Origin of the sequence: Spirulina major PCC 6313, assembly GCF_001890765.1 — a bacterium.
Taxonomy (GTDB): Bacteria; Cyanobacteriota; Cyanobacteriia; order Cyanobacteriales; family Spirulinaceae; genus Spirulina; species Spirulina major.
On the sequence record NZ_KV878783.1, the window covers coordinates 822,960 to 846,039 of the forward strand.

Consider the following 23,080-nt stretch of genomic DNA (forward strand, 5'->3'; position numbering starts at 1 on the left):
ATGAAGAAATATAAAGTAAAGTCTTCTTGCAATTCTGAGAATCCTGGAAATCTTGGGTTTCAATAAAAGTGAAGTTGCCATTAGTTGCCATTATTTGTCACCAAGTCATGGGAAAGCTCAGGAGTCAGAAGCCGTCACAACTCACCCAACTCATTTGGGATTTTTATCGGGAAAATCAACAGGAACTCGATCAACTTCGCTGTTTATCACACTGTCAGATCGTGCGGCGTTGGGGGGTCTTGCATATCCGCTGCCCGGATCAAACCATTGTTAATGCAGTGCTGGCGAATCGGGCGTTGCTGGAAGTTCCGTTAGCAAAATTGCGGGTTGTGCAACGGATTAAAATTTTTATCCTGCGCAATCAAATTACTTCATTTACGATTGGCTCTGATAAGCAATTGGCTTAACAATCAGTTCCATGACTGGCGTTTTGATAGCCCATTGAACAGCAAAAGAGTAACAAAAAAAGGGGATTCAGTCCCCCTTTTTTTTGATTTCTTTGCATTATGCTGTGGACGATGCAAGGTTGATCTACGTCTGAGTACAGAACAAACGTTGAAATGTACGGCGGAATCTTGATTTTGATGGGGTGGGAGCATCCTGCTCCCTATTTTGTCTAATTCCAGCGGGCAAGATGCCCGCACTACAGACTATGGATTTTTAGGGAGCGTGTTGGATTTTGCTATTGTTCTCCCCAACCTACGAAATCATCAGGGTTTCAGCCCAAGCCTGATTTTTTGTCCTGTACTCAGGATCTAGGTAATCAAGAAGGCTAACAACACCATGGCAAAGCAACAGAGATAAAACACGCCGACGATTTGGGTTTCACTCCAGCCGCTGAGTTCGAGATGGTGATGAATGGGGGCCATTTTTAAGAGGCGTTTGCCTTTGCCGTCGGGGCCTTTGGTGGCTTTGTAGTAGCTGACTTGGGCGATGACTGATAGGGATTCGACAAAAAATAGACCACTGAGGAGAAAAAGCCCCCAAAGACTGTGGCTGAGCAGACCGACGGCAGCTAAGGTGCCACCGAGGGCGAGGGAGCCGGTGTCGCCCATGAAGACGCGGGCGGGGTTGTGGTTATGAACCACAAAGCCGAGACAGCCGCCACTGAAGCAGGCACAGAAGAGGGCGAGGGCGGGGTAGGTGGGGGCGATGAGGATGGCGAGGCCCATGAGAGCGATCGCAGCCGTGCCACTGGCTAAGCCATCCACCCCATCGGTGATGTTGGTGGCGTTGCTTTCGGCGGTGAACACAAATACGGCGATGGGCCAAAACACGATGCCGAGGGGTAAAACCCAGCCGGCGCTGAGGGAAATCGTGGTGATGTCAGCGGGTTGGGTTTGACTCATCCACAGGCAAAAGGCGATCGCACCGCTGATCTGCCAGATCAATTTCATGCGCGGCGTGAGACCTTTATTGGATTTGCGGCGGAGAATTTCCCAATCATCCACCCAGCCCAGTAATGCGTAAAACAGGGTAATCACACCCACGGCGATCGCATTACCGTCGAACCCCGACCAGAGCCACGCCACCGCCACCACCAACGGCACAAACGATAGACCGCCCATGGTGGGGGTTCCCACTTTCTTCAGATGGGTTTGGGGGCCGTCTTCTTGGATAATTTGGCTGGCTTTGAGGCGGCGCAAAATGGGGATTAAGCCATGCCCTAGGAGAGCACTGCCCACTGCACAAACCAACATCGGCAACGCTAAGGATTGCTGCCATTGCCCGAATTGCCCGGCGATCGCGTCGTAGCTCAGACCCATACCGCCCACAAGCACGGCCAGCAACAGGAGCAACACTTTTCCCGATGGGTTTCTCAGACTGGTTCTTGACTCTAATTTTGCGTCCACAACTTCAACACACCACAATCAATGAATCACAATCAATTAATATCATCGGGGTCATCCGGCGTTCCTGATAACCCACAGTTATTGCGATTAATCGTCTAAATCATCATCATCGTCATCATCTTCTGCGTCCATCAATTCTGCAATTTCTTCTTCGGAATCTTCGAGGGTATCATCCTCCAGGATGCCTTCACGGGGCAGCAGACGGCCGTTGGACTCTAGCCAATAGAGGAGCGATTCACCTTGCTTGAGGGGAATAACGGAAGCGGGTTCGTAGCGGGGTTCTTGGCGGAGAGCAGGGTTTTGCATCGCTATACTGAGATAATAGAAACGGTAACGAATCTGAATACTTAGGCTAAATACTCACCAGTGTACGGGAAAACGCCAGCGATTAAAAGCAATGATGGCAGGATCTGGCACGATTGAGAGGGTGAGTTTGGTTCGTTGTTTTGTACAGTTGCTGAATCATTGGAGAGGGTGGCAATTTTATGGATCATAAGGCAAGTTTGCTCAGTGCGATCGCAGGTAAAAATCGCGGCTTACTGACGCAGGAACTCGATCGGGTGGCAATTCTAGAAGCGATCGCCAAACTCGAAGACGAAAACCCCACCTCCCGGCCCACCGAAGCGGCGCAACTCCTTGATGGCAACTGGCGATTACTCTACACCACCAGTCGAGAACTGCTCGGTATTGATCGCTTTCCCCTCTTTCAACTGGGGCAAATTTATCAATGTCTTCGCACCGAAACCCAACGGGTCTACAACATTGCGGAACTCATCGGCGTGCCCTGGCTCGAAGGTCTTGTCTGTGTCCTGGCGCACTTTGAACCCGTTTCAGAACGTCGGGTCACGGTTCAGTTTGAACGCTCGATCATCGGACTCCAGCGCCTACTCCGTTACGAATCCCCCAACGAAATCATCCAACAACTGGAAAGCGGTCAAAAATTCCCCCCCCTTGACTTCGACATCAGTAATCGCGATCGCCAAGGCTGGATCGACATCACCTACCTAGATGAAACATTGCGGATCAACCGGGGTAATGAAGGCAGCGTTTTCGTCTTAACCAAAGACACTACCCTCAGCCGTAGCGGATGATCCACCGCAAGACAGATCATGAAAAACTCCCCCACCAGGAGGGAGTTTTTTTTTGGAAATGCAGCGATGAGCTACAGGTAGCCCGTAGTCTTGATTATTTAACGATAATCTTGGCGACCATACCTGCGGCTCTATGGGGCTGGCAATAATATTCATATTCACCAGCCGGAGCACCGCTAAAGTCGGAGGTGTAGGATTCACCAGGGGAAAACAGTAACTGATCTTTGGACAGTTTCGACAGGGCAGCACCATCAGGGCCTTTTCCGAACACTGCGTTGTGGGGGCCAAGTTTGTTCATGACAAACTTAACGGTATCGCCTGACTCGATGGTGAGAGTTTCAGGGTCAAATTTCAAGAGGCCGCTGTCTGCACCCATTTTCACCGTGTATTCTGCTGCTGCCGCTGGTTGAGCGGTGAGGGCGAAGCTTGCAACGACGAGTAAAACAGTGGAAAGAATTAAACCGAGTTTCTTGAGCATGAATTTCTACAGGGTGTCAAAGTTAAGTCTGTTTTGATTCTATAACCTCGACGGCCTGTAAAACCAGTCTTACGCTCAGAAAAACTTGAGTGTTCGCGAAAAATCCCTGCAATCTTAATTGAGGCCCTAAATCTCAGCATCAGCCTAGCTCAATCCTTAAGTACCGGACAAACGTTGAAATGTACGACAAAATCTGAAGTTTGCAGGGAGTGGGAGCATCCTGCTCCCTGTTTGGTCTAAATCCCAGCGGGCAAGTTTTTCTAAATCCCAGCGGGCAAGATGCCCGCACGACAGAGGATGAATTTTGCAGGGAGTGGGAGCATCCTGCTCCCTGTTTGGTCTAAATCCCAGCGGGCAAGTTTTTCTAAATCCCAGCGGGCAAGTTTTTCTAAATCCCAGCGGGCAAGTTTTTCTAAATCCCAGCGGGCAAGATGCCCGCACTACAGAGGATGGAGCACTCAGATCTCAAGCTGTCGATTAACCGAAAATGTCGAGTTGTTCGGGGGTGGGGTTGGCTTTGGGGGCGGGGGTGGATTTACGTTTGGGGTTGCCTTTGCGGAGGCCGACGGCGATTTTACTGTGTTTTTCGATTTGGGCCATCACTTGTTCCGCCCGTTGAATGACCACATCGGGGAGACCCGCTAAGCGGCCCGCTTCGATGCCGTAGGAACGGTCAGCGCCGCCGGGTTGGACTTGGTGGAGAAAGATGATTTTGTCGGGAAGTTCCTTGACGGTGACTTGATAGTTTTTGACGTTTTTGAGGAGGGTTTCGAGTTCGTTGAGTTCGTGGTAGTGGGTGGCGAAAATGGTGCGGGCGCGGAGGGTTTGGGCGAGATATTCCGCCACAGACCAGGCGATGGAGAGGCCGTCAAAGGTGGCCGTGCCGCGCCCGATTTCGTCGAGGAGGACGAGGGATTGGGCGGTGGCGTGGTTGAGGATGTTGGCGGTTTCATTCATTTCCACCATGAAGGTGGATTGGCCGGTGGCGAGGTCATCGACGGCACCGACGCGGGTAAAGACGCGATCGCAAATTCCCAACCGCGCTTGGGTTGCTGGGACGAAACTCCCGGTTTGCGCCATGATTTGAATCAGCCCCACTTGACGGAGATAGCAGCTTTTGCCGCTGGCGTTGGGGCCGGTGAGGATGATCAGATCGGGGCGATCGCTGTTGTCCGGGTCATAACCGATGTGGGTGGAATTGGGGACGAAAAATTCCCGCTTAATCCGTTTTTCCACGACCGGATGCCGTCCGGCGACGATCTCAATCTCGCGGCCGGTGGTAATTTCGGGGCGACAATAGCCCTGCTCTAGGGCCACGTCCGCGAGACCGACTAAAACATCGAGGGCGGCGACGGCTTTGGCAATGTCGCGGATGCCCTGGGCGTGGGAGCCGATCAGCGATCGCAACTCCTGGAAAATCTCATATTCAATGTCGTTGAGATCATCTTGGGCGGTGAGGATGCGGGTTTCGCGTTCCTTGAGTTCCGGGGTGATGTAGCGTTCTTCGTTGGCGAGGGTTTGTTTGCGGGTGTAGTTGTCGGGGGCGGCGGCAGCTTGCGATCGCGGCAGACTCAGATAATACCCAAAGGTCTTGTTATAGCCCACCTTGAGCTTGTTTACCCCGGTGCGATCGCGCTCGCTCACCTCCAACGCCGCCAACCATTGCTGATCGGCGTTCAACTGCTGACGACGCTCATCCAAGCGCGGATCAATCCCCTCCCGAATCACGCCCCCGTCCTTAATATGCAGCGGTGGCGCGTCCACAATCCGATCCAAAATATGCCGCCCCACCTGCTCCAATGCTGGCGGGATTTGGTGAAGGGCTTTCAGGTAGGGGGATTGACCTTGGTTCGCCAGTTCTGACAGTTGCGATAGACGCACGAGGGAATCCGCCAGATTCACCAATTCCCGCGCATTGGCCCGCTCGGCTGCCGCCCGCCCGCTGAGACGCTCCAGGTCATAAAATTGCCGCAATTCTTCTTTGAGGGTGGTGCGCAGGGTGTTGTTGGCGAGAATTTCCGCGATCGTGTCTTGACGGGCGATGATGCCGCGCTGATCGAGCAATGGTTCGAGAAACCACCGCCGCAACGCCCGCCCCCCCATGGCGGTATTGGTGTGATCCAAGGCCCAGAGCAGCGACCCGGTAAAAGTGCGATCGCGCACCGTCTCCATTAACTCCAAATTCCGCCGTGTTTGGGAATCCAGCACCAGATAATCCGTCAGGGCATAGGTTTTCAGCGGTTGGAGCGGGATGTGTCGCTCTTTTTGGGTGTCTTCGATATATTCCAGCAATCCCCCCGCCACCCGTACCGCCAGAGTTTTCCCTGCACAGCCAATCCCTTCTAAGGAACTGAGGCGAAAGGTTTCTAAAATACGGTTGCGGGCTTCGGTGGCGTTGAAATAGCGCTGCGATCGCGTCGTATAACACAAGTCCGTCGGCAGTTCCGGCGGGATCAACTCGCTCTGTTGCCCCGGTCGCAACAACCGCCCCACATCCGGCGCATCGGTAGGTAGCAGCACCTCTGATGGGTGCAATCGCTCCAACTCCATCCCCAGCGCCGCCATCCCCTGGCTTTGGGTGGTGAAAAATTCCCCCGTGGTAATGTCTGCGTAGGCTAACCCCCAATGGTGTTTGACCATCACCACCGCCGCGAGGAAATTATTGCGCCGCGCCGTCAGCATTCCTTCCTCGGTGAGTGTCCCCGGTGTGAGCAATTGCTGCACTTCACGCCGCACCATCCGCTTTTCCGCCGCCGCCTGGGCCGCATCTTCCACTTGGTCACAGATGGCGATCGCATAGCCTTTTTCCACCAGCATCGCGCTATACCGTTCGAGGGCATGGTGGGGCACACCCGTCATCCGCACCCGTCCGATCTCCTTGCCCCCTTCCTTACTGGTGAGCACCAGTTCTAATTCTTGGGCGATCGTCACTGCATCTTGAAAGAAGCATTCAAAAAAATCCCCCACCCGATACAGCAACAACGCCTGGGGATACTGCTCTTTCACATCAATATAGTGCTGCATCATCGGCGACAGCTTAGCCCGGTCTAGCCCTCGATAATCACCGTGGGGTTCGTGGGCAGGGGACGAGGTTTTAGACACAGCAGTCATAGGTCAATCGGCAGGATGCAAACGTCTATCCATTGTGCCATTTCTCCCTACGCTTAGCCGGATTGGGTGCGATCGCCATGCTGTGCGATCGCACCCTGGAGTATAGACATCCCTAAGTTCAGGAATAGCCAGCCCCGCAAACCATCATTTTGATCGGAAATGATCAGGAATCAAAGTGATAGAAATATAGTGAAGATTGCGGATGATTAGTGATCAAAATGAAGCGAAGTTGGGCTAATCATTACCACTAATTTTCGAGATGTTCTCTAGTCTAATGTATGCAGAAATATCGCCTTGGGGGGCGAATCTGTACCACTTCTAAAAGTGGCCGGTAAACCGTGGGTTTTTGGAACTTGGATTCGCTTAACTGGTCAATACACACATCTCGAACAAAAACGAGAACACAACACAATCAACAGTAAAGACCAGGAGCCTCAATCATGAAAAGCGTACTCTTCCACTCCACCGTCATGCTCGCCACCCTCTCTACCCTTCTCTTTTCCGGTCAATTTGCCCACGCTCAGTCCGTCGAAAAAGGAACCGATGCGGCCTATATTGGCGGTGGTTTATCTGCTGGCGTGACCAACGGTGGTCAAAACGGAGATGCAGCGAATCTAGGTGGAAATATCCAAGGGCGTTATCAAATTGAAGACACACCGGTTTCGGTGCGGGGCGCGATTTTATTCGGTGAAGAAACCAGCGCAATTATGCCGATGGTGTCCTACGATCTGCCCGTTGCTCAAAATACAAATGTCTATGTGGGTGCGGGGTATTCATTCGTTGAAGCAGACGGTCAACCCAGCCCCTTAGGGAATCGTGATTCCTTCATGGTTACGGTGGGCGGTGAATCCCAAGTGGCGGAAAATATTGTGGTCTATGGTGATGGCAAATGGGGCATTAATGCCTACGAAAACAGTTCAGCCGATGCCCTCAGTTTCCAAGCTGGTGTTGGTTACCGCTTTTAATTGACATCATTCCCCTGCGAATTTCTCCGCTGTCCTTGAACATCATAACTCTCCCAAATCTAGAAACCGAGCATTGCTCGGTTTTTTCTTGTTTAGCCGCCGAATGGTTCAACGATAATCGCAATTTCTCATCACAAGGGGTTAAGCATTGAATCCGGTCATTGAAAATGCTCTCAACCTGTGGTTATCGTAGCGAGCAAGATGCTACAGAGCTATGCGTAGCGAGCAAGATGCTACAGAGCTATGCGTAGCGAGCAAGACGCTACAGAGCTATGCGTAGCGAGCAAGATGCTACAGAGCTATGCGTAGCGAGCAAGACGCTACAGAGCTATGCGTAGCGAGCAAGATGCTACAGAGCTATGCGTAGCGAGCAAGACGCTACAGAGCTATGCGTAGCGAGCAAGATGCTCGCACTACAGAATTACCGGATTGATTGCTGAAGTTCCATAGGCTGTTGGGGTTGGAGGGCGATCGCACCCCAACCCCCAAAAAAATCCCCCGTGTGGGGGATAGTCAGGGAGTCGAAACCTCCGTTAGTGGTGGTGATGGTCGTGGTCGTGACTGTGGTCGTGACTGTGGTCGTGGCCGTGGCTGTGCCCGTGATCTTCGTAGAGTTTGGGAATGAAGGTCAGGGGGGCGTTTTGAGCCGCTGCGGTTTCGTTGAGCAGGGCTTCGATTTGGGGGTTAGCCCAACGGGCCGCCATCGCCATAAATTCCGGGTGGTCGTTGACGCAGGGCATCCGCACGTAGGTGACGTGGGGGGCGGTGCGTTTGAGGCCGCTGGTGATGTGGTCAACGTCGAGGATGGTTTCGTGGTTTTCCGTGGCGAACCCGATGGGCATCATTACGATCGCAGTCGCGCCGAGATCAATTAAGTTCTTGGCGGCCAACTCGGCGTTGGGTTGCGTCCAGTCAATTAAGGGGGTGTCGTGATTGAGCCAGCCGACGGAAATCAGCGGGTATTTATTGATCAATTTCGCCCGCACGGCTTCGTAGAGGGCTTCGCTTTCCATGATGCCGGAGGTGAAGCCTTTGGCCTTGTGAGGGCAGCCGTGGTTGAGCAGGATGATCCCGGTTTGCGAGGGGAGGTGAGCGACTTCGAGGTCTTGGCGGATTTTGGATTCCACCATCCGGGCCAAGAGATCGATGTAGTCGGGTTCGTTGTAGAACGAGGGAATGTAGCGCGTGCCGTCGAGCCAGCCTTCGCGTTGGGTGTCGAGTTTGGTGAGGGCATCGTTAACCTGTTCGACGGCGATGCCGCTGGTGAAGATGGAATCCACCACGAGGAGGGGATAAATCAGCAGCTTGGTGAAGCCTTCCGCTTTAATTTGGGCGAGGACTTGCTCTGGGAGATAGGGGGCGCAGAAGTTAAAGGCTTTGAAGACTTTGATGCGATCGCCCCAGGTCTGTTTCAGTTCGCGCTCAATGCCCGCCCGTTGGTGTTCAAAAATATGGTTATGGGGCGAGACAAATTGGCCATGCTGATGGCTCCATTCGTGGAGGTCGAAGATGGCTAGGAGTTTCGCGAGGGGCGGATAAAGCCAGGTGGGGACGGGGGCGAATTTGGCCGTTAGCAGGTTGAGGGCTTGTTCGTTATAGTTGGCAAAGTCTTCGTAGCTTTCAACTTCACCGTAGCCCATGAGCAGGACGGCAACGCGATCGCTGTCAGATTCGGTCAGAGGAGTTTGTTGAGATTTTTCCGGAGTTGCAACCACAGTATTTTCGTAGGTAGGGTTCCATTGTCCTTGATCTTACTCTGTCCTGGCTTTAACCCCCCAGGGGGGACAGCCCAATTTCGAGCCAATCTTCAGGATTTATCTAGATTTGCTGACTTGGATCTGCTGACAGTTCCGACTGGGACGATCGCCCCCTACGATGGCGGCAAAATCGTTGAATTTCTCAAAACCCACAGGAATCCTGATCCCATCACATTGATCGGTTTTAGTGCGGGGGTGGTGGGTGCGATCGCTGCTGCCCACCGCTGGCAACAACAGGGGGGAACCATTACCCAACTGATCGCCCTCGATGGCTGGGGTGTGCCGCTGGTGGGGGATTTCCCGATCTATCGCCTCAGTCACGACTGGACGACCCATTGGCAATCGTTCCCCCTAGGGATGGGGTCGCGCAATTTCTACGCCGATCCGCCGGTGGAGCATTTGGAACTGTGGGCCAATCCTGCCCAGGTGCAGGGCTGGGTTGAACAGGGTTGGGGGCAACGGGAGCGACTGAGTGCGATCGCCTTTATCGCCCAACTCCTCGCCCTACATTGATGAACTGGGGCCAAGGATCGGGGAATCGTCTCTAGCCCAAACTAACGCCACCCTTAAGGCGGTTAATTCAGAATCTATTCAAAAACTATAGTTAATCTATTGACAATTTAAAAATTCTTACGCTATTCTATATTCATACTAAACAAGAGATTCACCCATGACATTCGCAAACTATCAAAAGACAATGGAAGATACTCTACTCACCTTTACCGGCCACGATGAGCAGTACATTAAAACCAATCAGTATGATGATGCGTGGGTGCTGAGCGCAGAGCGGGCCAGCCAGTGCCAATACTTGGTGTGTTGTCATTCCCAAGGGGCGCACAAAGGAACAGCATTCTGTGTGGGCCGGGTGAGCCAGATCCAAGCCAAAAATCCTGAAGATGCAAAAACACGGTATGCCATCTGCATCAGCGAGTATGCCCCTATTCATCTGCCTAATGTTTGGGATGGTGGTCAAAATCCTGTGCGCTATGTGAACTTGCAGGACTTAGGCATTGATCCTGCCTCCCTGAGGTTTGAAACCCTCTAGGCATAACGATGGTTGTAAAACTGTCAGAACATCATTCGGTAATGCTGTGAGCTTGGCTGCTCTGCGATCCGACCCCATGACTTAGCGGACAGCCAAACCACGGGATTACCCAATCGGTTATATTCATTCGCGATAAACATTGTATGGAAGATACTCTACTCACCTTCACCAGCCACGATGAGCAGTACATTAAAGCGAATCATTATGATGACGCTTGGACACTGAATGAAAAGCGGGCCAGCAATTGCAAATATTTGGTCTGTTGCTATTCCCAAGGGGCAAAGAAAGGGACGGCGTTTTGTGTGGGCTTGATTAGTTATTTAGCAGAAGTGCCGACCCCCGACCATGAAAAAACACGCTACGCCATCCACATCACGGATTACGCCCCGATTGATCGGCCGGATACGTGGGATGGGGGACGGTTTCCGGTGCGTTATGTGGCGTTGGCGGATTTGGGGATTGATTTAGAATCCCTCACGTTTGAATCGCTCCGAACACCGGCGATCGCACCCCTAGACACGATTCCCCCGCTCACCATTGCCCAAGCGAAAGAAGGCCTCGCGAAACAATTTGGTGTAGAGCCAGAGCAAATTGAGATCGTGATTAAAGGGTAGTGTGATCTTGAAACCCCTCAACGTTAGCCGTTGAAGGGTTTTTAAGCATTAGGCATGGGCAGGAATTGGCGGATCAGGTGCTCAACTCTAGGATGGACTCGATCCAACGATTAGCCGCGATTTTTAATCAGCATGACCTGAATGACTTGATTGACAAGGGTTGGGTCAAGCTCGAAAGAGCGGGCGAGACTGCTGAGGAGGTCTTCCTCTTCTTGGCTCACTTCCCCATCCGCGAGAACGAGATCGGTAGCGATCGCAAAAGCTGTTTCATACAAATCGTGGGGTAAGGTCGCGATCGCCGCCTCAAACAACACCCCCGAACCCTCCCGGCGCAAAATCCCACAGAGATTATCAAACATCCGACGCATCACATCTTCGGAATAACTCCGAAACAAGCGCATCCGTAACAGCGTAATATTAAGCAGCCGCACCTCATCATCCGCTAAATACCCGTCCGCTGCGACCACCAACAACATAATGGCGGCAAACCCTTCCGCCGGGCCAAGGCTTAATTGACTTTTCTGCAAGCTGTCATTTTTGCGAAACGCATCAAAGAGACCCATTTGTGACTGCTCTCCAACATCTAAAATTGAATCTATCCTGGCCGATAGTTTGGCAAAATGGTCAAAATATTAAGTTCTTTAAACCGCTGCCATTCGCGCTTCAATGGCATCAATCCGCGTCGGTAAACCCGCCGTCAGCACCGTTGCCCCCGTATCCGTAACCCACACTTCATCCTCAATGCGGATGCCACGCACGTCTGCAAATTCCGCCAAGCGATCCCAGTTGATCAGGGCCTTTTGTTGGGCGGTGGCAGCGTTGAGGAGGGCGGGGATTTGGTAGAAACCGGGTTCAATGGTGACGACCATGCCCGCTTGGAGGGGGCGATCGAGACGAAGATACCGCCAACTGGGGCGATCGCACCGTGTTCGGCCCGACCCGTAGCCCGCCCAATCGCCAAACTCTTCGAGATCATGAACATCCAACCCCACCAAATGCCCCACCCCATGGGGAAAAAACAACGCCGTCACATCCAACGTGTCCACCTTTTCCCCCGTACCCTGCAAAACACCAAGATCCAACAAGCCCGCCGTCATCGTGTCGAGGGCCAGGCGGTGAATGTCGCTAAACTCCACCCCCGGAGCGATCGCATCAATACAGGCATCATGGGCAGCGAGGACAATCTCATAGATCGCCCGTTGACGCTCGGAAAAGCGGCCCGTTACGGGGAGGGTGCGGGTGATGTCAGCGGCCCAGCCTTGGGGAGTTTCTGCGCCGAGGTCGATCAGCAGCAGATCGCCGGGGTTGAGGGGGTGGGGGGATGTGTCGGCGTGGAGAATTTCGCCGTGGGTGGTGACGATGCTGGGGTAGGGGGTGGCCATCCCGGCGGCGGTGACGATCGCTTCCATCGCGCCGCGCACTTCGGCTTCTTTTTCCGCGTAGGGGATTGTTTGCAGGCCGATCAGGTGGGCTTCCATGGCGATTTGGGCGGCTTGTTGGAGTTCTGCGATCGCCCATTCGTCATGACAGAGGCGCAGAGTAATAATCGCTTGGGCCAGGGCGCGATCGCAATCCGGGCAGTCCGGCAGGGGTAAAATTGGCCGCCCCAAACAGGCCCCTTGTTTTTGGCGCGTTGCCGGATCGAGGGCCGCCACCGTTGCCCCGTGGGGAAAGCGTTCCGGCAGTTGAGAAAGGGGAAAATGCGCCGCCGCGCCGATCTGTGCCGCCAACACCGCCCGGCTGGGGAGTTCGCCGAGCCACAGGGCCGCACTGGCTGGCGGTTCATCATAAAACAGTTCTAAATCTCCTTCAATCAGACCAATCACCGCCCCCTCAATGGCTTGACCGGCAAAGTAGAGAAACGAACTGCTGGCCCGAAACGGATACCGATTGGCCGCAAAATTTCGCATCGGGGCTTCCCCGGCCCACAGCAAGACAGGATCGCTTAATTGAGTCGCTAGGTCACGGCGACGTTCGTGCAAAATACTGGGGTAGTCCATCGTTCTATTGCTGCTGATATCATCCAAAACCCGCAGAGTTCGGGCATTATGCCGTGGAAGTCTCCCGGAGGTGATCCCCATGACGGCCCTTCCTGATCGCCGAAGGGGCGATCGCTTTTCTGCTATACCTTAAGCTAAGGCAAATCCGTTGAGGCTGTCGGCCATGGAATCATTAATTTATCTCTTTGTCCCGATGGTGCTCGGCACAGCATTCACGCTGATGAACTCGATCAAGATCATCAACGAAGGCAACGAAGCCCTCGTTGAACGTTTTGGTCAGTACAGCCGCAAGTTGAATCCCGGCTTAAACATTGTCTTACCGGTTCTAGAAACCATTGTTGTCGAAGAAACCACCCGCGAAAAAGTTCTGGGGATTGAACCCCAATATGCGATCACCAAAGATAACGTCTCGCTGAAAGTGGACGCGGTGGTGTATTGGCAAATCATTGACCTCGAACGGACGTTTTATGTGGTGGAGGATATTAAAAAGGCCATTGAGAACTTGGTGTTAACCACCTTGCGATCGGCGATCGGTCGCCTCAAACTGGAAGAAACCTATTCATCCCGCGACAAAATCAATCAATCTCTCCTTGAACAATTGGACGAGGCGACGGCTAATTGGGGGGTGAAGGTAACCCGGATTGAGGTGCGGGAAATTTCCCCGGCGAAAAATGTGATGGATTCCCTGGAGTTAGAGCGGGCGGCGGAAAGTAAAAAACGCGCCGAAATTGCGGAAACGGAAGGGATTGTACAATCCATTGAATTGTTATCAGCGGTGTTGAAAACGAAACCCGATGCGAAACGAGTTTTGGAATTTTTGGTGGCGCAACGGTATGTAGAAGCGAATGAAAAGCTGGGCAGTAGTCCGAATTCAAAAGTGCTGTTTATGGACCCGAAAGCGTTGAATGAGGCGATGCATGGTTTGATGGGGCAAAATCGCTATGCCAATCCGTCAGAGTTTCACGATGTCACCGCTGAATCTCCCGCAGTGGCTCCTGCCAATCCGCCGCAGCCGCAGCCGGAGAATGGATCGACGGCTCCGAACACCCCAACCCATGAGGCTTGATCGGGGGGGGGATTTGGAGCGATCGCTTCCCCCCAATTAAAATTCTGCGATAGGGTAGACATAATTGTTGCTTAGCCTTGCGCCTCTGGTGGCCGGATTTGACACCCCGATCGGGTCTGTGGCTCTTGTCGTATTTATTCCGGTGTGAATTGGGCGTGAAAACCCGGCCAGGAGAGGCAAAGACATCTTTATTTATGACTTCATCCAACGGTCAAACCTCTGCCTCTTTTTGGCAGCTTTGGACGATGAGTTTTGGCTTTGTGGGGGTTCAATTTGGCTGGACACTCCAGATGGCCAATACCAGTGCCATTTATGAATATTTGGGCGCGAACCCCGAAGACATTCCGATTTTGTGGCTCGCGGCTCCGATCAGCGGTTTAATTGCTCAGCCGATTATTGGGTATTGCAGCGATCGCACCTGGACAAAATTCGGTCGCCGTCACCCCTATATCCTGGCCGGCGCTCTGCTCAGTTCCATCGCCTTGATTCTCATGCCCAATGCCTCAAGCCTCTGGATGGCCGCCGGAACCCTTTGGATTCTCGACACCTCGATCAACCTCACCACAGAACCCTTTCGCGCCTTTGTCGCCGACAATCTCGACAATGAGCAAGATCTCACCCGTGGGTTTACGATGCAGTCCTTTTTCATTGGCTGTGGTGCGGTTCTGGCCTCCCTCTGTCCCTGGGTTCTGAGTCATCTGCTCGATGACACGACTGGGACGGGCACTGTGCCGCCATCGGTGACGTTTTCCTACTACATTGGGGCGGCAGTGTTTTTCTCGGCGGTGCTGTTCACAGTGCTGAACACGAAAGAACATCCCCCCCGCCCCCGACCCAAGGCCGAAGAGCAGACCCCCATGGTGGAGGAAATCGGCATCACCATTCGCGAGATTCCCGCAACGATGCGCGAGTTAGCCGTGGTGCAGTTTTTCACTTGGTTGGGGATGTTTTGCATCTTTTTATATTTACCGCCGGCGATCGCTCACCAAGTCTTCGGAGCCACCAGCGAACAATCCCCCCTCTACACCAAAGGCATCGAATGGGGCGGCATCTGCATCGGGATCTATAACTTTTCCTGCTTCCTCACCTCCCTCGTCCTCCCCCGCCTCGCCCAATTCACCAGCCGCAAATTCACCTACGGATTTTGTCTCTTCTGCGGCGGCAGCAGCCTCATTTCCCTCTATTGGGTGCGCGATCCCTACCTCATTTTTCTGCCTATGCTCACTTTCGGCATTGCCTGGGCGGGCGTGCTTTCCATGCCCTATTCGATCCTGGGCGACTCCCTGCCACCCCGCAAAATGGGAATTTATATGGGACTGTTCAACGCTTGCATCGTCATTCCCCAAATCATCGCGGCGTTGGGCTTGGGTTGGGTCATGGAGACTTTTTTACACCAAGAACATCTGTTAGTGGTTGTCCTGGGTGGGTTTTCCTTCCTGATTGCCTCGGTTTGTGTGGTGGGTGTGCATGATCCCGCCAGTGCCGAACTACCCGAATCCGAGGCAGAACTCAGTTAAGCTCAAGGCGCGATCGCCAATGGGTGGACGCTCTTGGGGAGTGGCTCCGTCCGTCTCTAAATCCACGCATCGGGATCAGTGTCTTTGACCACTTCGCCCTTCACGACAATGACATCGGGTTCCGGGGCTGGTTCCTTGGGGTCTGAATCATCCTCGGCGATCGCTCCCTCATCAACCTCATCCTTGACCTGAAACGGTTCACTGTCAGGCTCGTCAATCAACCCTAATCCCTCAAGATCTTTCACTACATCGGGTTCAGGAACTTGACTGAGATCTTCATGGAGTAGGGCGGGTTCTGTGACGATCAGATCCTCTCGCCGTGTGGGTTCTGTCGCGGTGGGTTCAGGGGGCGCATCGACAGGATCGGCTAATTCTTGTGATGCTGGCGGGTCGGGTTCTGTCGCGGCGGGTTCAGGGGGCGCATCGACAGGATCGGCGGATTCTTGTGATGCTGGTGGGTCGGATGCTACGGGTTCGGATTCTTGTGATGCTGGTGGGTCGGATTCTGTCGCGGCGGGTTCGGATTCTTGTGATGCTGGCGGGTCGGATTCTGTCGGGGTTGACGGGTCGGACGGGGTCGGTGCTGCTGCCTCTGGGGTGTTTTCTGGTTCAGATTTTGAAGCGTCTGAGGAGGCGGGATCAGGGGCAGGGGCGAGACGCTCGGAGGAACCGGGGCGGAAGCGATCGACAAGTTGGCCGAGGCCAAACCCGTTTTTGGCTTTGGCGATGGTGGCATCGCTGATGGGGGTTTGTTCCAGGACGGGGGTTTTGGCGCGGCGGAGGCTGAGGGTTTGCCAGGTAAGCCATCCTAAGAGCGCGACGCTAGCGGTTTGGCCCAGTAACACGCCGCCGGTAATGCGCCCGGCACAAATCCACAACACCAAGGCATAGAACCAACCGACCCCGCACCAGAAAAAATCTCGTTGGCGGTGAATTTCGGGAAAGAAGAAGGCGGCGAGGTAAAAAAGAGAGCTACCGAGGGCAACGGCGATCGCTAAAAAATGAGCCAGCATAGCGAAAAGGGGGTAAACAAGGGACGGTATCAAGGAACACCACTACTAACAACGATACGCTACCAGGTTAAAATCGCTCAACTGTGCCATCATCTCGCAGATAAACCGCGCTCATCCCCGCCACCCGACCCCCGGCAATGATATTAACGCGCAGATGTTGGGGGGTGTTTTGGCTGAGGGTGGCGAGGAGGGTGGCTCCGGTGCGATGCCAAAAGGTGAGGGAAAAATTCCGAATCGTCGTGCCCACATACAGGGGACTCAATTCACCGGGGGCGAGGGCGATCGCTTCCCCGCCAAAGGGTTCAATATAGACTGTTAGCGGCGTGCGATTTTGCACCTCAATCTGAATCCGTTGACCCACGGCCACCCGTACCGGCGGCGGCGGACAACTTTGCCCCGCATTACACGACCCCGCCAGCGCATCCGGAGGGGAGATCATCCCCAGGGCGAGGCCAAGGCTGAGATAAAGCATGAGGTGCGATCGCCCCATCACTCCCTCCAGGTTTGGGTCACCGTAGACAACCAACTTTGCTTACGCTCTGTGTCTTGCTCTCCATTCCTCCCCTCCTCAACCTGGGTGTCATGGTCATCAGCACCCATCTCCACCGTCGTTGGCTCAGTATCATAGTCATGATTATAGTCATGACTCGCAAACAAATGATCATATTCATCCGCCGCCTCTAGAGCCGTCTCTCGGTCATCCTCATCATCAATACGAGTATCCTGATCATCGTCAATGAGATCCGCCGCCGTATCCGCTTGATGGATACGAGACGACTGCGAGAGATGGGGCTTGAAGCGACCCTCAGCGATCGTGCTTTGATCTTGATTAATCACAGTCTGCTGATCTGTGTCGAAGTCCTCCACCCCAGTCTCAGTCATCTCATCCTCTACGGTCACCGTTGGCTCCTGAACCATCGGCACATCCGGCTGCGGTAACTTCAACGGAATACTACTCACACCATTCACAATTAATCCCAAAATATTGAGATCTGTTTGGCGCACCGTTTCCTGAGCCGAAGCCGCATCTGCTTTATTCAACACCCCCGGCCGAAGCACCAACAACACCCCATCCGTGAGCTTACTCAACGACAGCATTTCCGGGGCCACCAGCAAGGCCGGTGAATCCACAATCACATAGTCATACACCTCAGACATCCGCCGCACCAGCATTTCCATCCGTTCACTATCCAACAGCGCCACCAGCCCCGGTGTCACAATTCCCGCACTCATGATGTCGAGGTTGGGCGTAATGGATTGGATCGCCTGCTCAGAAATAATCTGCTCTTGGAGGACATTGCCCAGCCCCCAGACATTGGTGAGCCGCCAGATTTCATGTTGTTGCGGTGCGGCTAAATCCGCTTCGAGTAGCAGTACCCGATGGGACAACATCGAAAGGGAAATTGCCAAATTTGCCGCCGTGACCGATTTACCTTCCCCTGGAATTGAACTGGTGACGGCTAAAATGCGAGCTTTTTGCTCACGGTTAATGAGTTTAAGATTGGTTTGCAAACGACGGTAGGCAACCGTCACAGCATAGAGGGGGCTGTCCGTTGACGGAATACTGCCTAAAAGGGGGAGATTGTAATTGATATCTTGATAATCGCCCTCCTCGGCAACGGGCCAATCTTGGGGATACCAAGCGGGAATTGTGCCAATGACCGGAAATTGATTGAAAAAGCGGCGGGCTTCGTATTCGGTGCGGAGGGAGCGATCGAGCAGTTCTAACAAAATCGAAATCGATAGGCCCAGGAACCCCCCAAGAATGCCCCCTGCGATCAACTCCAGAGAAATGAGGCTAGCCGAATTGGACGGCATCACAGGTACTTCAGCACTGGAAATAACCCGGACGTTGCCGACTTCTTGGTTTTCACGCACTTGGGCTTCTTGCAAGCCTGCCAAGAGGGTTTCGTAGGTGGTGCGTGCGGCTTGGTGTTTGCGTTCGAGTTCCCGCTGTTGTTGTTCGAGGCGGGGGAGTTCTTCGGCGCGACGGCGGTAGCTGGTGAGGCTGGTGTTAATGGTGTCGAGGGCCCGTTGTGCGGCGATGCTAGCGAGGGAATTATCAACAATACTGGCCCGCAGGGTTTGCTCCTGAGTTCCGGCTTCGATCCAGTCGTAATTACTGAGGGTTTGATTGGTCACGACTTGAACCCGTTCAGCGAGGAGTTCTTCTAGGCGTTGTTGGCGGTCTTTCAAATTCAAAATGACGGGACTTTGATCCGTGAAGCGGGCCCGTTGGGTTTCGATTTCTTGCTCAAGTTGTTGAAGGGCGCGATAGGCTTCCTGGACTCCCGCCGATTGACTGACGGCGTTGGCGGTGATCGCTTGATCGGGGGTTAACCCCAATTCTCGATTGAGAAAATCCAAACGGACATTGGCGGAGGCGAGTTCCTGTTCCCGCGCAATGACTTGACCTTCTAGAGTTGAAATGGTTTGTGAAATGACGATCGCTTCTTGGTCAATAGAGGTGATATTGTTCGCTTCTTTGAAACGTCGGAGGGCAAACTCAACTTCCTGGAGATCGGCTTCTACTTTGGGGAGTTGTTCCCCGATGAATTCGCGGGTGGCTTTGGCTTGCTGACGGTTGGTGTTGATGTTGTTTTCAATGTAGACCTCGATCAGCGCATTAACGACTTCGGCCGTATCTGCCGGACGCTCTGATTCAAATACCAGCTTGATTACGTCGGTTTGGGGTAGCATTTCGACGGCAAGTCTTTGCCCGATCGCACCGGCGGTGAGGGGCTGGCCGGTGGCATCGGTAATGTTGACTTTTTCGGCCACCTTTTCGAGAATCGGGCGTGATTGAATGACGAGCATTTCGGTGGCGAGGGGATTGCTCAGGGCGCTGGTGGGGTTGATTAAGCCACCTTCGTCACTGAGGCCCACGAAGGAAATAGACTGTTGTGGTACGAGTTGAAGGGTTCCCCCCGAACGATAGATGGGGGTGTTGAAGAGGGGCGGAATTCCGCCTAAGGCTCCTCCTAAGATACCGCCAACGAAGATGATGGGCCAGCGTCGTTTGACGATGAGCCACAGTTGCCGAATGTTAACTTCAATATCGAACTGTTCACGAGTTCGCATAGGCAAGGGGCAGTTAAGTTCAGAATAGATGGACGTTATGGAAACATTCCCTATTGTCTAAGGATAGTGCAGATGACTAGGGAGCGGCAGTGGTAATTATGGCTGGAATAACGGACTGATCGGTTTGTAGTCGGATAACTTGGGGGGTTTGTTCCGGTGGCGGTGGAGGGGGGGCGATCGCACTCCCTGCGCCATTACGTTACATCGGCAACAGACGCTGAGAAAAAATCTATCTTAGGGTTAATCCCAAACTCAGATGCTCAAAACCTTACGAGTTTAAGCGTCTGGGTTCTTTGATGATGTTAGCCATAAAAACACCAAGCCTATGGACACCCCAAGCTCTAATTACGAAGCGAGTGAAGACTATCCCCTCAGTCCCGTTCCAGCCCATGCCCGTAAATCCATGGTCTCCCTCGCTCCTCTTCTCATCGGTTTTACACTCTACTCCGGAACATTGTTCGCCGGGGGCATTGTGGGGCCCTCCTTTGCTTTTTTTCCGGACTTAATTTTGGTTATCCTCGTCGGCAATCTCATTTTGGGGTTGTACGCGGCGGCTCTGGGCTATATTGCCGGGCAAACGGGTTTGAATACGGTGCTGCTGGCCCGGTTTAGTTTTGGGGCGGTGGGATCACGATGGGTGGATTTTATTCTGGGCTTTACCCAAATTGGCTGGTATGCCTGGGGGTCTGGGTTGATTGCTGATTTGCTCAATACGGTGGTGGGGTTCCCCACCTCCCTGAACTGGTTGTTAATCATTGGCGTTACCTACGGCTTTTGTGTGACGGCATATATTGGCTATCAGGCGCTGGATTGGCTGAGTCGGATTGCCGTGCCGGCCATGGTGATTTTGATGCTGTGGAGTTTAACGGTGGCGACGGGTGACGCGGGGGGCTGGAGTGGCTTAACGGCGATGACCCCCAGTGAACCGTTGCCCTTGACGGTGGCGATTACGATTATCGTCGGCACGTTTGTTTCTGGCGGAACGCAAGCGACGAACTGGAGCCGCTTTGCAACATCGGGGCGGACGGCGGCGATCGCCACCCTCATTGCCTTCTTTCTCGGCAACGGCTTTCTGATTTTCAGCGGGGCTTACAGTGCCCTGGTCTACGACAATTCCGACATTGTCCAAGTCATGGTGCAGCAAGGATTGTTGGTGTGGGGGTTAATCCTTTTCTTCTTGAACATGTGGACAACCCAAGACAACACAATCTACGCCTTCTCAGTGGCCGGCGCTCACGCCTTCCGTACCCCCAAACGTCACCTTGTCGTCCTCACCGGGGCCACCATTGCCCTCGCCCTCACCTTTGGCGGCATTTACGCCAGCGAACAGTTTGTTAACTTTTTGGTGTTGCTGGGTACGTTTATCCCCCCCATTGGTGGGGTGATCATGGCGGATTTTTGGCTCTATCGGCGCGGTGTACTGCCGGCCTTGAGTATCCCTCAACCGGCGATGAACTGGGTTGGGATTGGGTCCTATGTCGTGGCAGCGGCGATCGCCTATTTCGCCCCCGGCATTACCCCCCTCAACGGCATTATCGCTGCCTTTGCACTGTATACCGTATCCAGCCGATTTTTTCAGCCATAATCGAAGCAGGAGAGTCACGGTCTGCCTCCTCCCCCCAGCCTCGTAAGTTTGGTAGACTATGCACGCGATCCGCTTCTCGGTTGCTGTCATTGTCTAGCGAGTTGGGTAGGCTAGTTCATCGTCACAGCGATTTTCGTTGATCGCTTCTTTTTCTGGCTAACTATTCATGACCTTAACCTCCTTTGATCCGTCTCATTTTCTGATTATGGTGGTGGATGACACACCACCTAATCTCAAGGTCATGGGTAGTATTTTAGAAAGCGTTGGGTACAAAACCACCTTTGCCATCAGTGGACAGCAAGTCCTCGATCGCCTCGCCACCCTCAAACCCGATCTCATCCTTTTAGATTGGATGATGCCTGAAATGGATGGCCTCGAAGTCTGCCAAAAACTACAACGCCATCCGGACTATTCCCACATTCCGATTATCTTCCTCACCGCTCGCCAAGATCGTGAATCCTGCGTCCAAGCCTTTAACAGCGGTGCGGTAGACTACATCACCAAACCCTTTAACCGCTCGGAACTCTTAGCACGGGTGCGCACTCATCTCCGCCTCAAAGATCTCAGCGATCGCCTCCAAAAATCCCTCACCGAAGTTGAAATCCTCGCCCGCACCGACTCCCTCACCGGCATTCTCAATCGTCGTTCCCTCTTTGAATTCGCCGCCGCCGAATTTCAACGCGCCCATCGCTATGATGTGATCTTTTCGGTAATCATCTTCGATGTCGATCACTTCAAAACCGTGAACGATCGCTACGGCCATCTCATCGGAGATGTTGTCCTCAAAGTCATCGCCGCCAAAGTCCAAAGCCAACTCCGCTCCTTAGACGGCTTTGGGCGTTACGGTGGCGAAGAATTCGTCATTGTTTTACCCGAAAGTAACCTCACCGCCGCCGCCACCCTCGGCAATCGCCTCTGTACAAGTCTCAGCACCCTCAAACTCCCGGATCTCGACCCCGCCCCGCAAATCACCGCCAGTTTTGGGGTCGCCACCTACACCGCCACAGACCACAGCATTGATGATCTCTTCAGCCGTGCCGATCAAGCCCTCTACTATGCCAAACAAGCGGGACGGAACTGCTGCTACGCCAACATCACTCACCCCACCAGCCACCATCTCAACTGCACCCAACTCGCCCAAGATTGCCACTAGGGTCACGACACCCCTTAAGCCGTAGCTCACGGCGGATTGCCAAATTGCAGTCAAAGCCTATCGTTTAGCCACCTAACCCACCCCACAATCAAGCCTGATTTTAGCTATGCCATGTCACTGCTACCGTGACCCAGCTAAGATAGTGAGATAGAGTGAAATCATTGAATGAGACCATGGGACGAGGAAGACGAAATAAGATATTTCTCAGCCAAGAGCAGAGAGAACGGCTAGAAAAGATCAGCCGCAATGGACAGGCTCCGACCAAGAAAATCCTTCACGCCCAGATCTTGCTAATGAGTGATGAAGGAGAAGGAGCAACGAGAAAATGGACAGATGTGGAAATCAGTGAAGCGTTAAATCTGCACGTCAACACAGTAGGTCGCATCCGGAAACAATTTCTAGAACAAGGAGAAGCGTCAGCCTTAGAACGAAAGGCAAGAAGCAAGCCCCCCGTAGACCCGATCGTAGATGGAGAGACAGAAGTGCAAATCATCGCCCTGTATGCTTCAGACCCACCAGACGGGAGAGCGCATTGGAGTGTGAGGTTATTAACCCAAGAACTCAAACGGCGCACAATCGTGACTAAAATTTCGAGAGAAACAGTCAGACGAACGCTTCAAAAAACAAATTGTGTCTCTAGTGGACAGTCAAATGTTTATTGACGGGTAGCCAAAGTCTACAATTCTTGCCTGTGGGCTTTTTCAGAAATAATTTACCCGTTATTATCTTTTTGGCTTAGCACGAGGAAGCG

General features: G+C 53.3%; 20 protein-coding genes and 1 pseudogene. 11 read left to right on the forward strand and 10 right to left on the reverse strand.

Annotated elements, in window-relative coordinates; translation table 11 throughout:
* The first annotated feature begins 107 nt into the window (after positions 1-107).
* Complete coding sequence (locus SPI6313_RS03730) at positions 108-407, forward strand: hypothetical protein (RefSeq protein WP_072619784.1); 300 nt, start codon at positions 108-110, stop codon at positions 405-407.
* Positions 408-755: 348 nt separating this feature from the next.
* Here SPI6313_RS03730 and mraY read toward each other — a convergent pair whose 3' ends face one another.
* Positions 756-1,853, reverse strand: coding sequence for a phospho-N-acetylmuramoyl-pentapeptide-transferase (gene mraY, locus SPI6313_RS03735; RefSeq protein WP_072619785.1), 1,098 nt, complete (start codon positions 1,851-1,853; stop codon positions 756-758).
* An 87-nt stretch (positions 1,854-1,940) separates the two neighbouring features.
* The gene (locus tag SPI6313_RS03740; RefSeq protein WP_072619786.1) at positions 1,941-2,159 is read right to left on the reverse strand and encodes a DUF3134 domain-containing protein; all 219 of its coding nucleotides are present in this window, start codon (positions 2,157-2,159) and stop codon (positions 1,941-1,943) included.
* Between the two features lie 179 nt (positions 2,160-2,338).
* Between SPI6313_RS03740 and SPI6313_RS03745 the strand changes: the two genes are divergently transcribed.
* Positions 2,339-2,944: a PAP/fibrillin family protein gene (locus SPI6313_RS03745; RefSeq protein WP_072619787.1), complete on the forward strand. Its 606-nt coding sequence runs from the start codon at positions 2,339-2,341 to the stop codon at positions 2,942-2,944.
* Positions 2,945-3,038: 94 nt separating this feature from the next.
* Here SPI6313_RS03745 and petE read toward each other — a convergent pair whose 3' ends face one another.
* Both petE and mutS read right to left on the reverse strand, forming a co-directional pair.
* On the reverse strand, positions 3,039-3,422 hold the full coding sequence (gene petE, locus SPI6313_RS03750; protein WP_072619788.1) for a plastocyanin: 384 nt from the start codon (positions 3,420-3,422) through the stop codon (positions 3,039-3,041).
* Between the two features lie 477 nt (positions 3,423-3,899).
* Entirely contained in the window at positions 3,900-6,533 is a 2,634-nt protein-coding gene (gene mutS, locus SPI6313_RS03755) for a DNA mismatch repair protein MutS (RefSeq protein WP_072619789.1), read from the reverse strand.
* Positions 6,534-6,973: 440 nt separating this feature from the next.
* Between mutS and SPI6313_RS03760 the strand changes: the two genes are divergently transcribed.
* The gene (locus tag SPI6313_RS03760; protein ID WP_072619790.1) at positions 6,974-7,498 is read left to right on the forward strand and encodes an outer membrane beta-barrel protein; all 525 of its coding nucleotides are present in this window, start codon (positions 6,974-6,976) and stop codon (positions 7,496-7,498) included.
* Positions 7,499-8,031: 533 nt separating this feature from the next.
* Here SPI6313_RS03760 and SPI6313_RS03765 read toward each other — a convergent pair.
* A complete protein-coding gene (locus SPI6313_RS03765; RefSeq protein ID WP_072619791.1) occupies positions 8,032-9,213 on the reverse strand; it encodes a ferrochelatase in 1,182 nt (393 codons plus the stop codon).
* 117 nt (positions 9,214-9,330) lie between these two features.
* Between SPI6313_RS03765 and SPI6313_RS03770 the strand changes: the two genes are divergently transcribed.
* The 3 genes from SPI6313_RS03770 to SPI6313_RS03780 all read left to right on the forward strand — a co-directional run bounded on the left by SPI6313_RS03770 (position 9,331) and on the right by SPI6313_RS03780 (position 10,914).
* A complete protein-coding gene (locus tag SPI6313_RS03770) occupies positions 9,331-9,768 on the forward strand; it encodes a hypothetical protein (protein WP_217650496.1) in 438 nt (145 codons plus the stop codon).
* 157 nt (positions 9,769-9,925) lie between these two features.
* Complete coding sequence (locus SPI6313_RS03775; protein ID WP_139276495.1) at positions 9,926-10,300, forward strand: hypothetical protein; 375 nt, start codon at positions 9,926-9,928, stop codon at positions 10,298-10,300.
* 143 nt (positions 10,301-10,443) lie between these two features.
* On the forward strand, positions 10,444-10,914 hold the full coding sequence (locus SPI6313_RS03780; RefSeq protein ID WP_072619793.1) for a hypothetical protein: 471 nt from the start codon (positions 10,444-10,446) through the stop codon (positions 10,912-10,914).
* A 110-nt stretch (positions 10,915-11,024) separates the two neighbouring features.
* On the opposite strand, the gene SPI6313_RS03785 is transcribed toward SPI6313_RS03780, so the two are convergent.
* Entirely contained in the window at positions 11,025-11,477 is a 453-nt protein-coding gene (locus SPI6313_RS03785; RefSeq protein WP_072619794.1) for a tellurite resistance TerB family protein, read from the reverse strand.
* A 78-nt stretch (positions 11,478-11,555) separates the two neighbouring features.
* On the reverse strand, positions 11,556-12,914 hold the full coding sequence (locus SPI6313_RS03790) for an aminopeptidase P family protein (RefSeq protein ID WP_072619795.1): 1,359 nt from the start codon (positions 12,912-12,914) through the stop codon (positions 11,556-11,558).
* Positions 12,915-13,077: 163 nt separating this feature from the next.
* On the opposite strand from SPI6313_RS03790, the gene SPI6313_RS03795 reads away from it, so the two are divergent.
* Together SPI6313_RS03795 and SPI6313_RS03800 are read left to right on the forward strand one after the other, a co-directional pair.
* Positions 13,078-13,980, forward strand: a complete 903-nt coding sequence (locus SPI6313_RS03795; RefSeq protein WP_072619796.1) for an SPFH domain-containing protein — start codon at positions 13,078-13,080, stop codon at positions 13,978-13,980.
* Between the two features lie 194 nt (positions 13,981-14,174).
* Positions 14,175-15,497: an MFS transporter gene (locus SPI6313_RS03800; RefSeq protein WP_217650497.1), complete on the forward strand. Its 1,323-nt coding sequence runs from the start codon at positions 14,175-14,177 to the stop codon at positions 15,495-15,497.
* Between the two features lie 56 nt (positions 15,498-15,553).
* Here the strand turns inward: SPI6313_RS03800 and SPI6313_RS22185 are convergent, their stop codons facing one another.
* The 3 genes from SPI6313_RS22185 to SPI6313_RS03815 form a co-directional block, all read right to left on the reverse strand.
* Positions 15,554-16,510, reverse strand: a complete 957-nt coding sequence (locus tag SPI6313_RS22185; protein WP_084668879.1) for a Ycf66 family protein — start codon at positions 16,508-16,510, stop codon at positions 15,554-15,556.
* A 67-nt stretch (positions 16,511-16,577) separates the two neighbouring features.
* Complete coding sequence (locus tag SPI6313_RS03810) at positions 16,578-17,000, reverse strand: hypothetical protein (protein ID WP_072619798.1); 423 nt, start codon at positions 16,998-17,000, stop codon at positions 16,578-16,580.
* Complete coding sequence (locus tag SPI6313_RS03815; RefSeq protein ID WP_072619799.1) at positions 17,000-19,591, reverse strand: GumC family protein; 2,592 nt, start codon at positions 19,589-19,591, stop codon at positions 17,000-17,002. The genes SPI6313_RS03810 and SPI6313_RS03815 overlap by 1 nt, the downstream gene beginning before the upstream one ends.
* A gap of 325 nt (positions 19,592-19,916) precedes the next feature.
* On the opposite strand from SPI6313_RS03815, the gene codB reads away from it, so the two are divergent.
* The 3 genes and pseudogenes from codB to SPI6313_RS03830 all read left to right on the forward strand — a co-directional run.
* The gene (gene codB / locus SPI6313_RS03820; RefSeq protein ID WP_072619800.1) at positions 19,917-21,176 is read left to right on the forward strand and encodes a cytosine permease; all 1,260 of its coding nucleotides are present in this window, start codon (positions 19,917-19,919) and stop codon (positions 21,174-21,176) included.
* A gap of 166 nt (positions 21,177-21,342) precedes the next feature.
* Entirely contained in the window at positions 21,343-22,329 is a 987-nt protein-coding gene (locus SPI6313_RS03825) for a diguanylate cyclase (RefSeq protein ID WP_072619801.1), read from the forward strand.
* Positions 22,330-22,502: 173 nt separating this feature from the next.
* Positions 22,503-22,952, forward strand: a pseudogene (locus SPI6313_RS03830) (helix-turn-helix domain-containing protein); the annotation flags it as partial.
* Between the last annotated feature and the right edge of the window lie 128 nt (positions 22,953-23,080).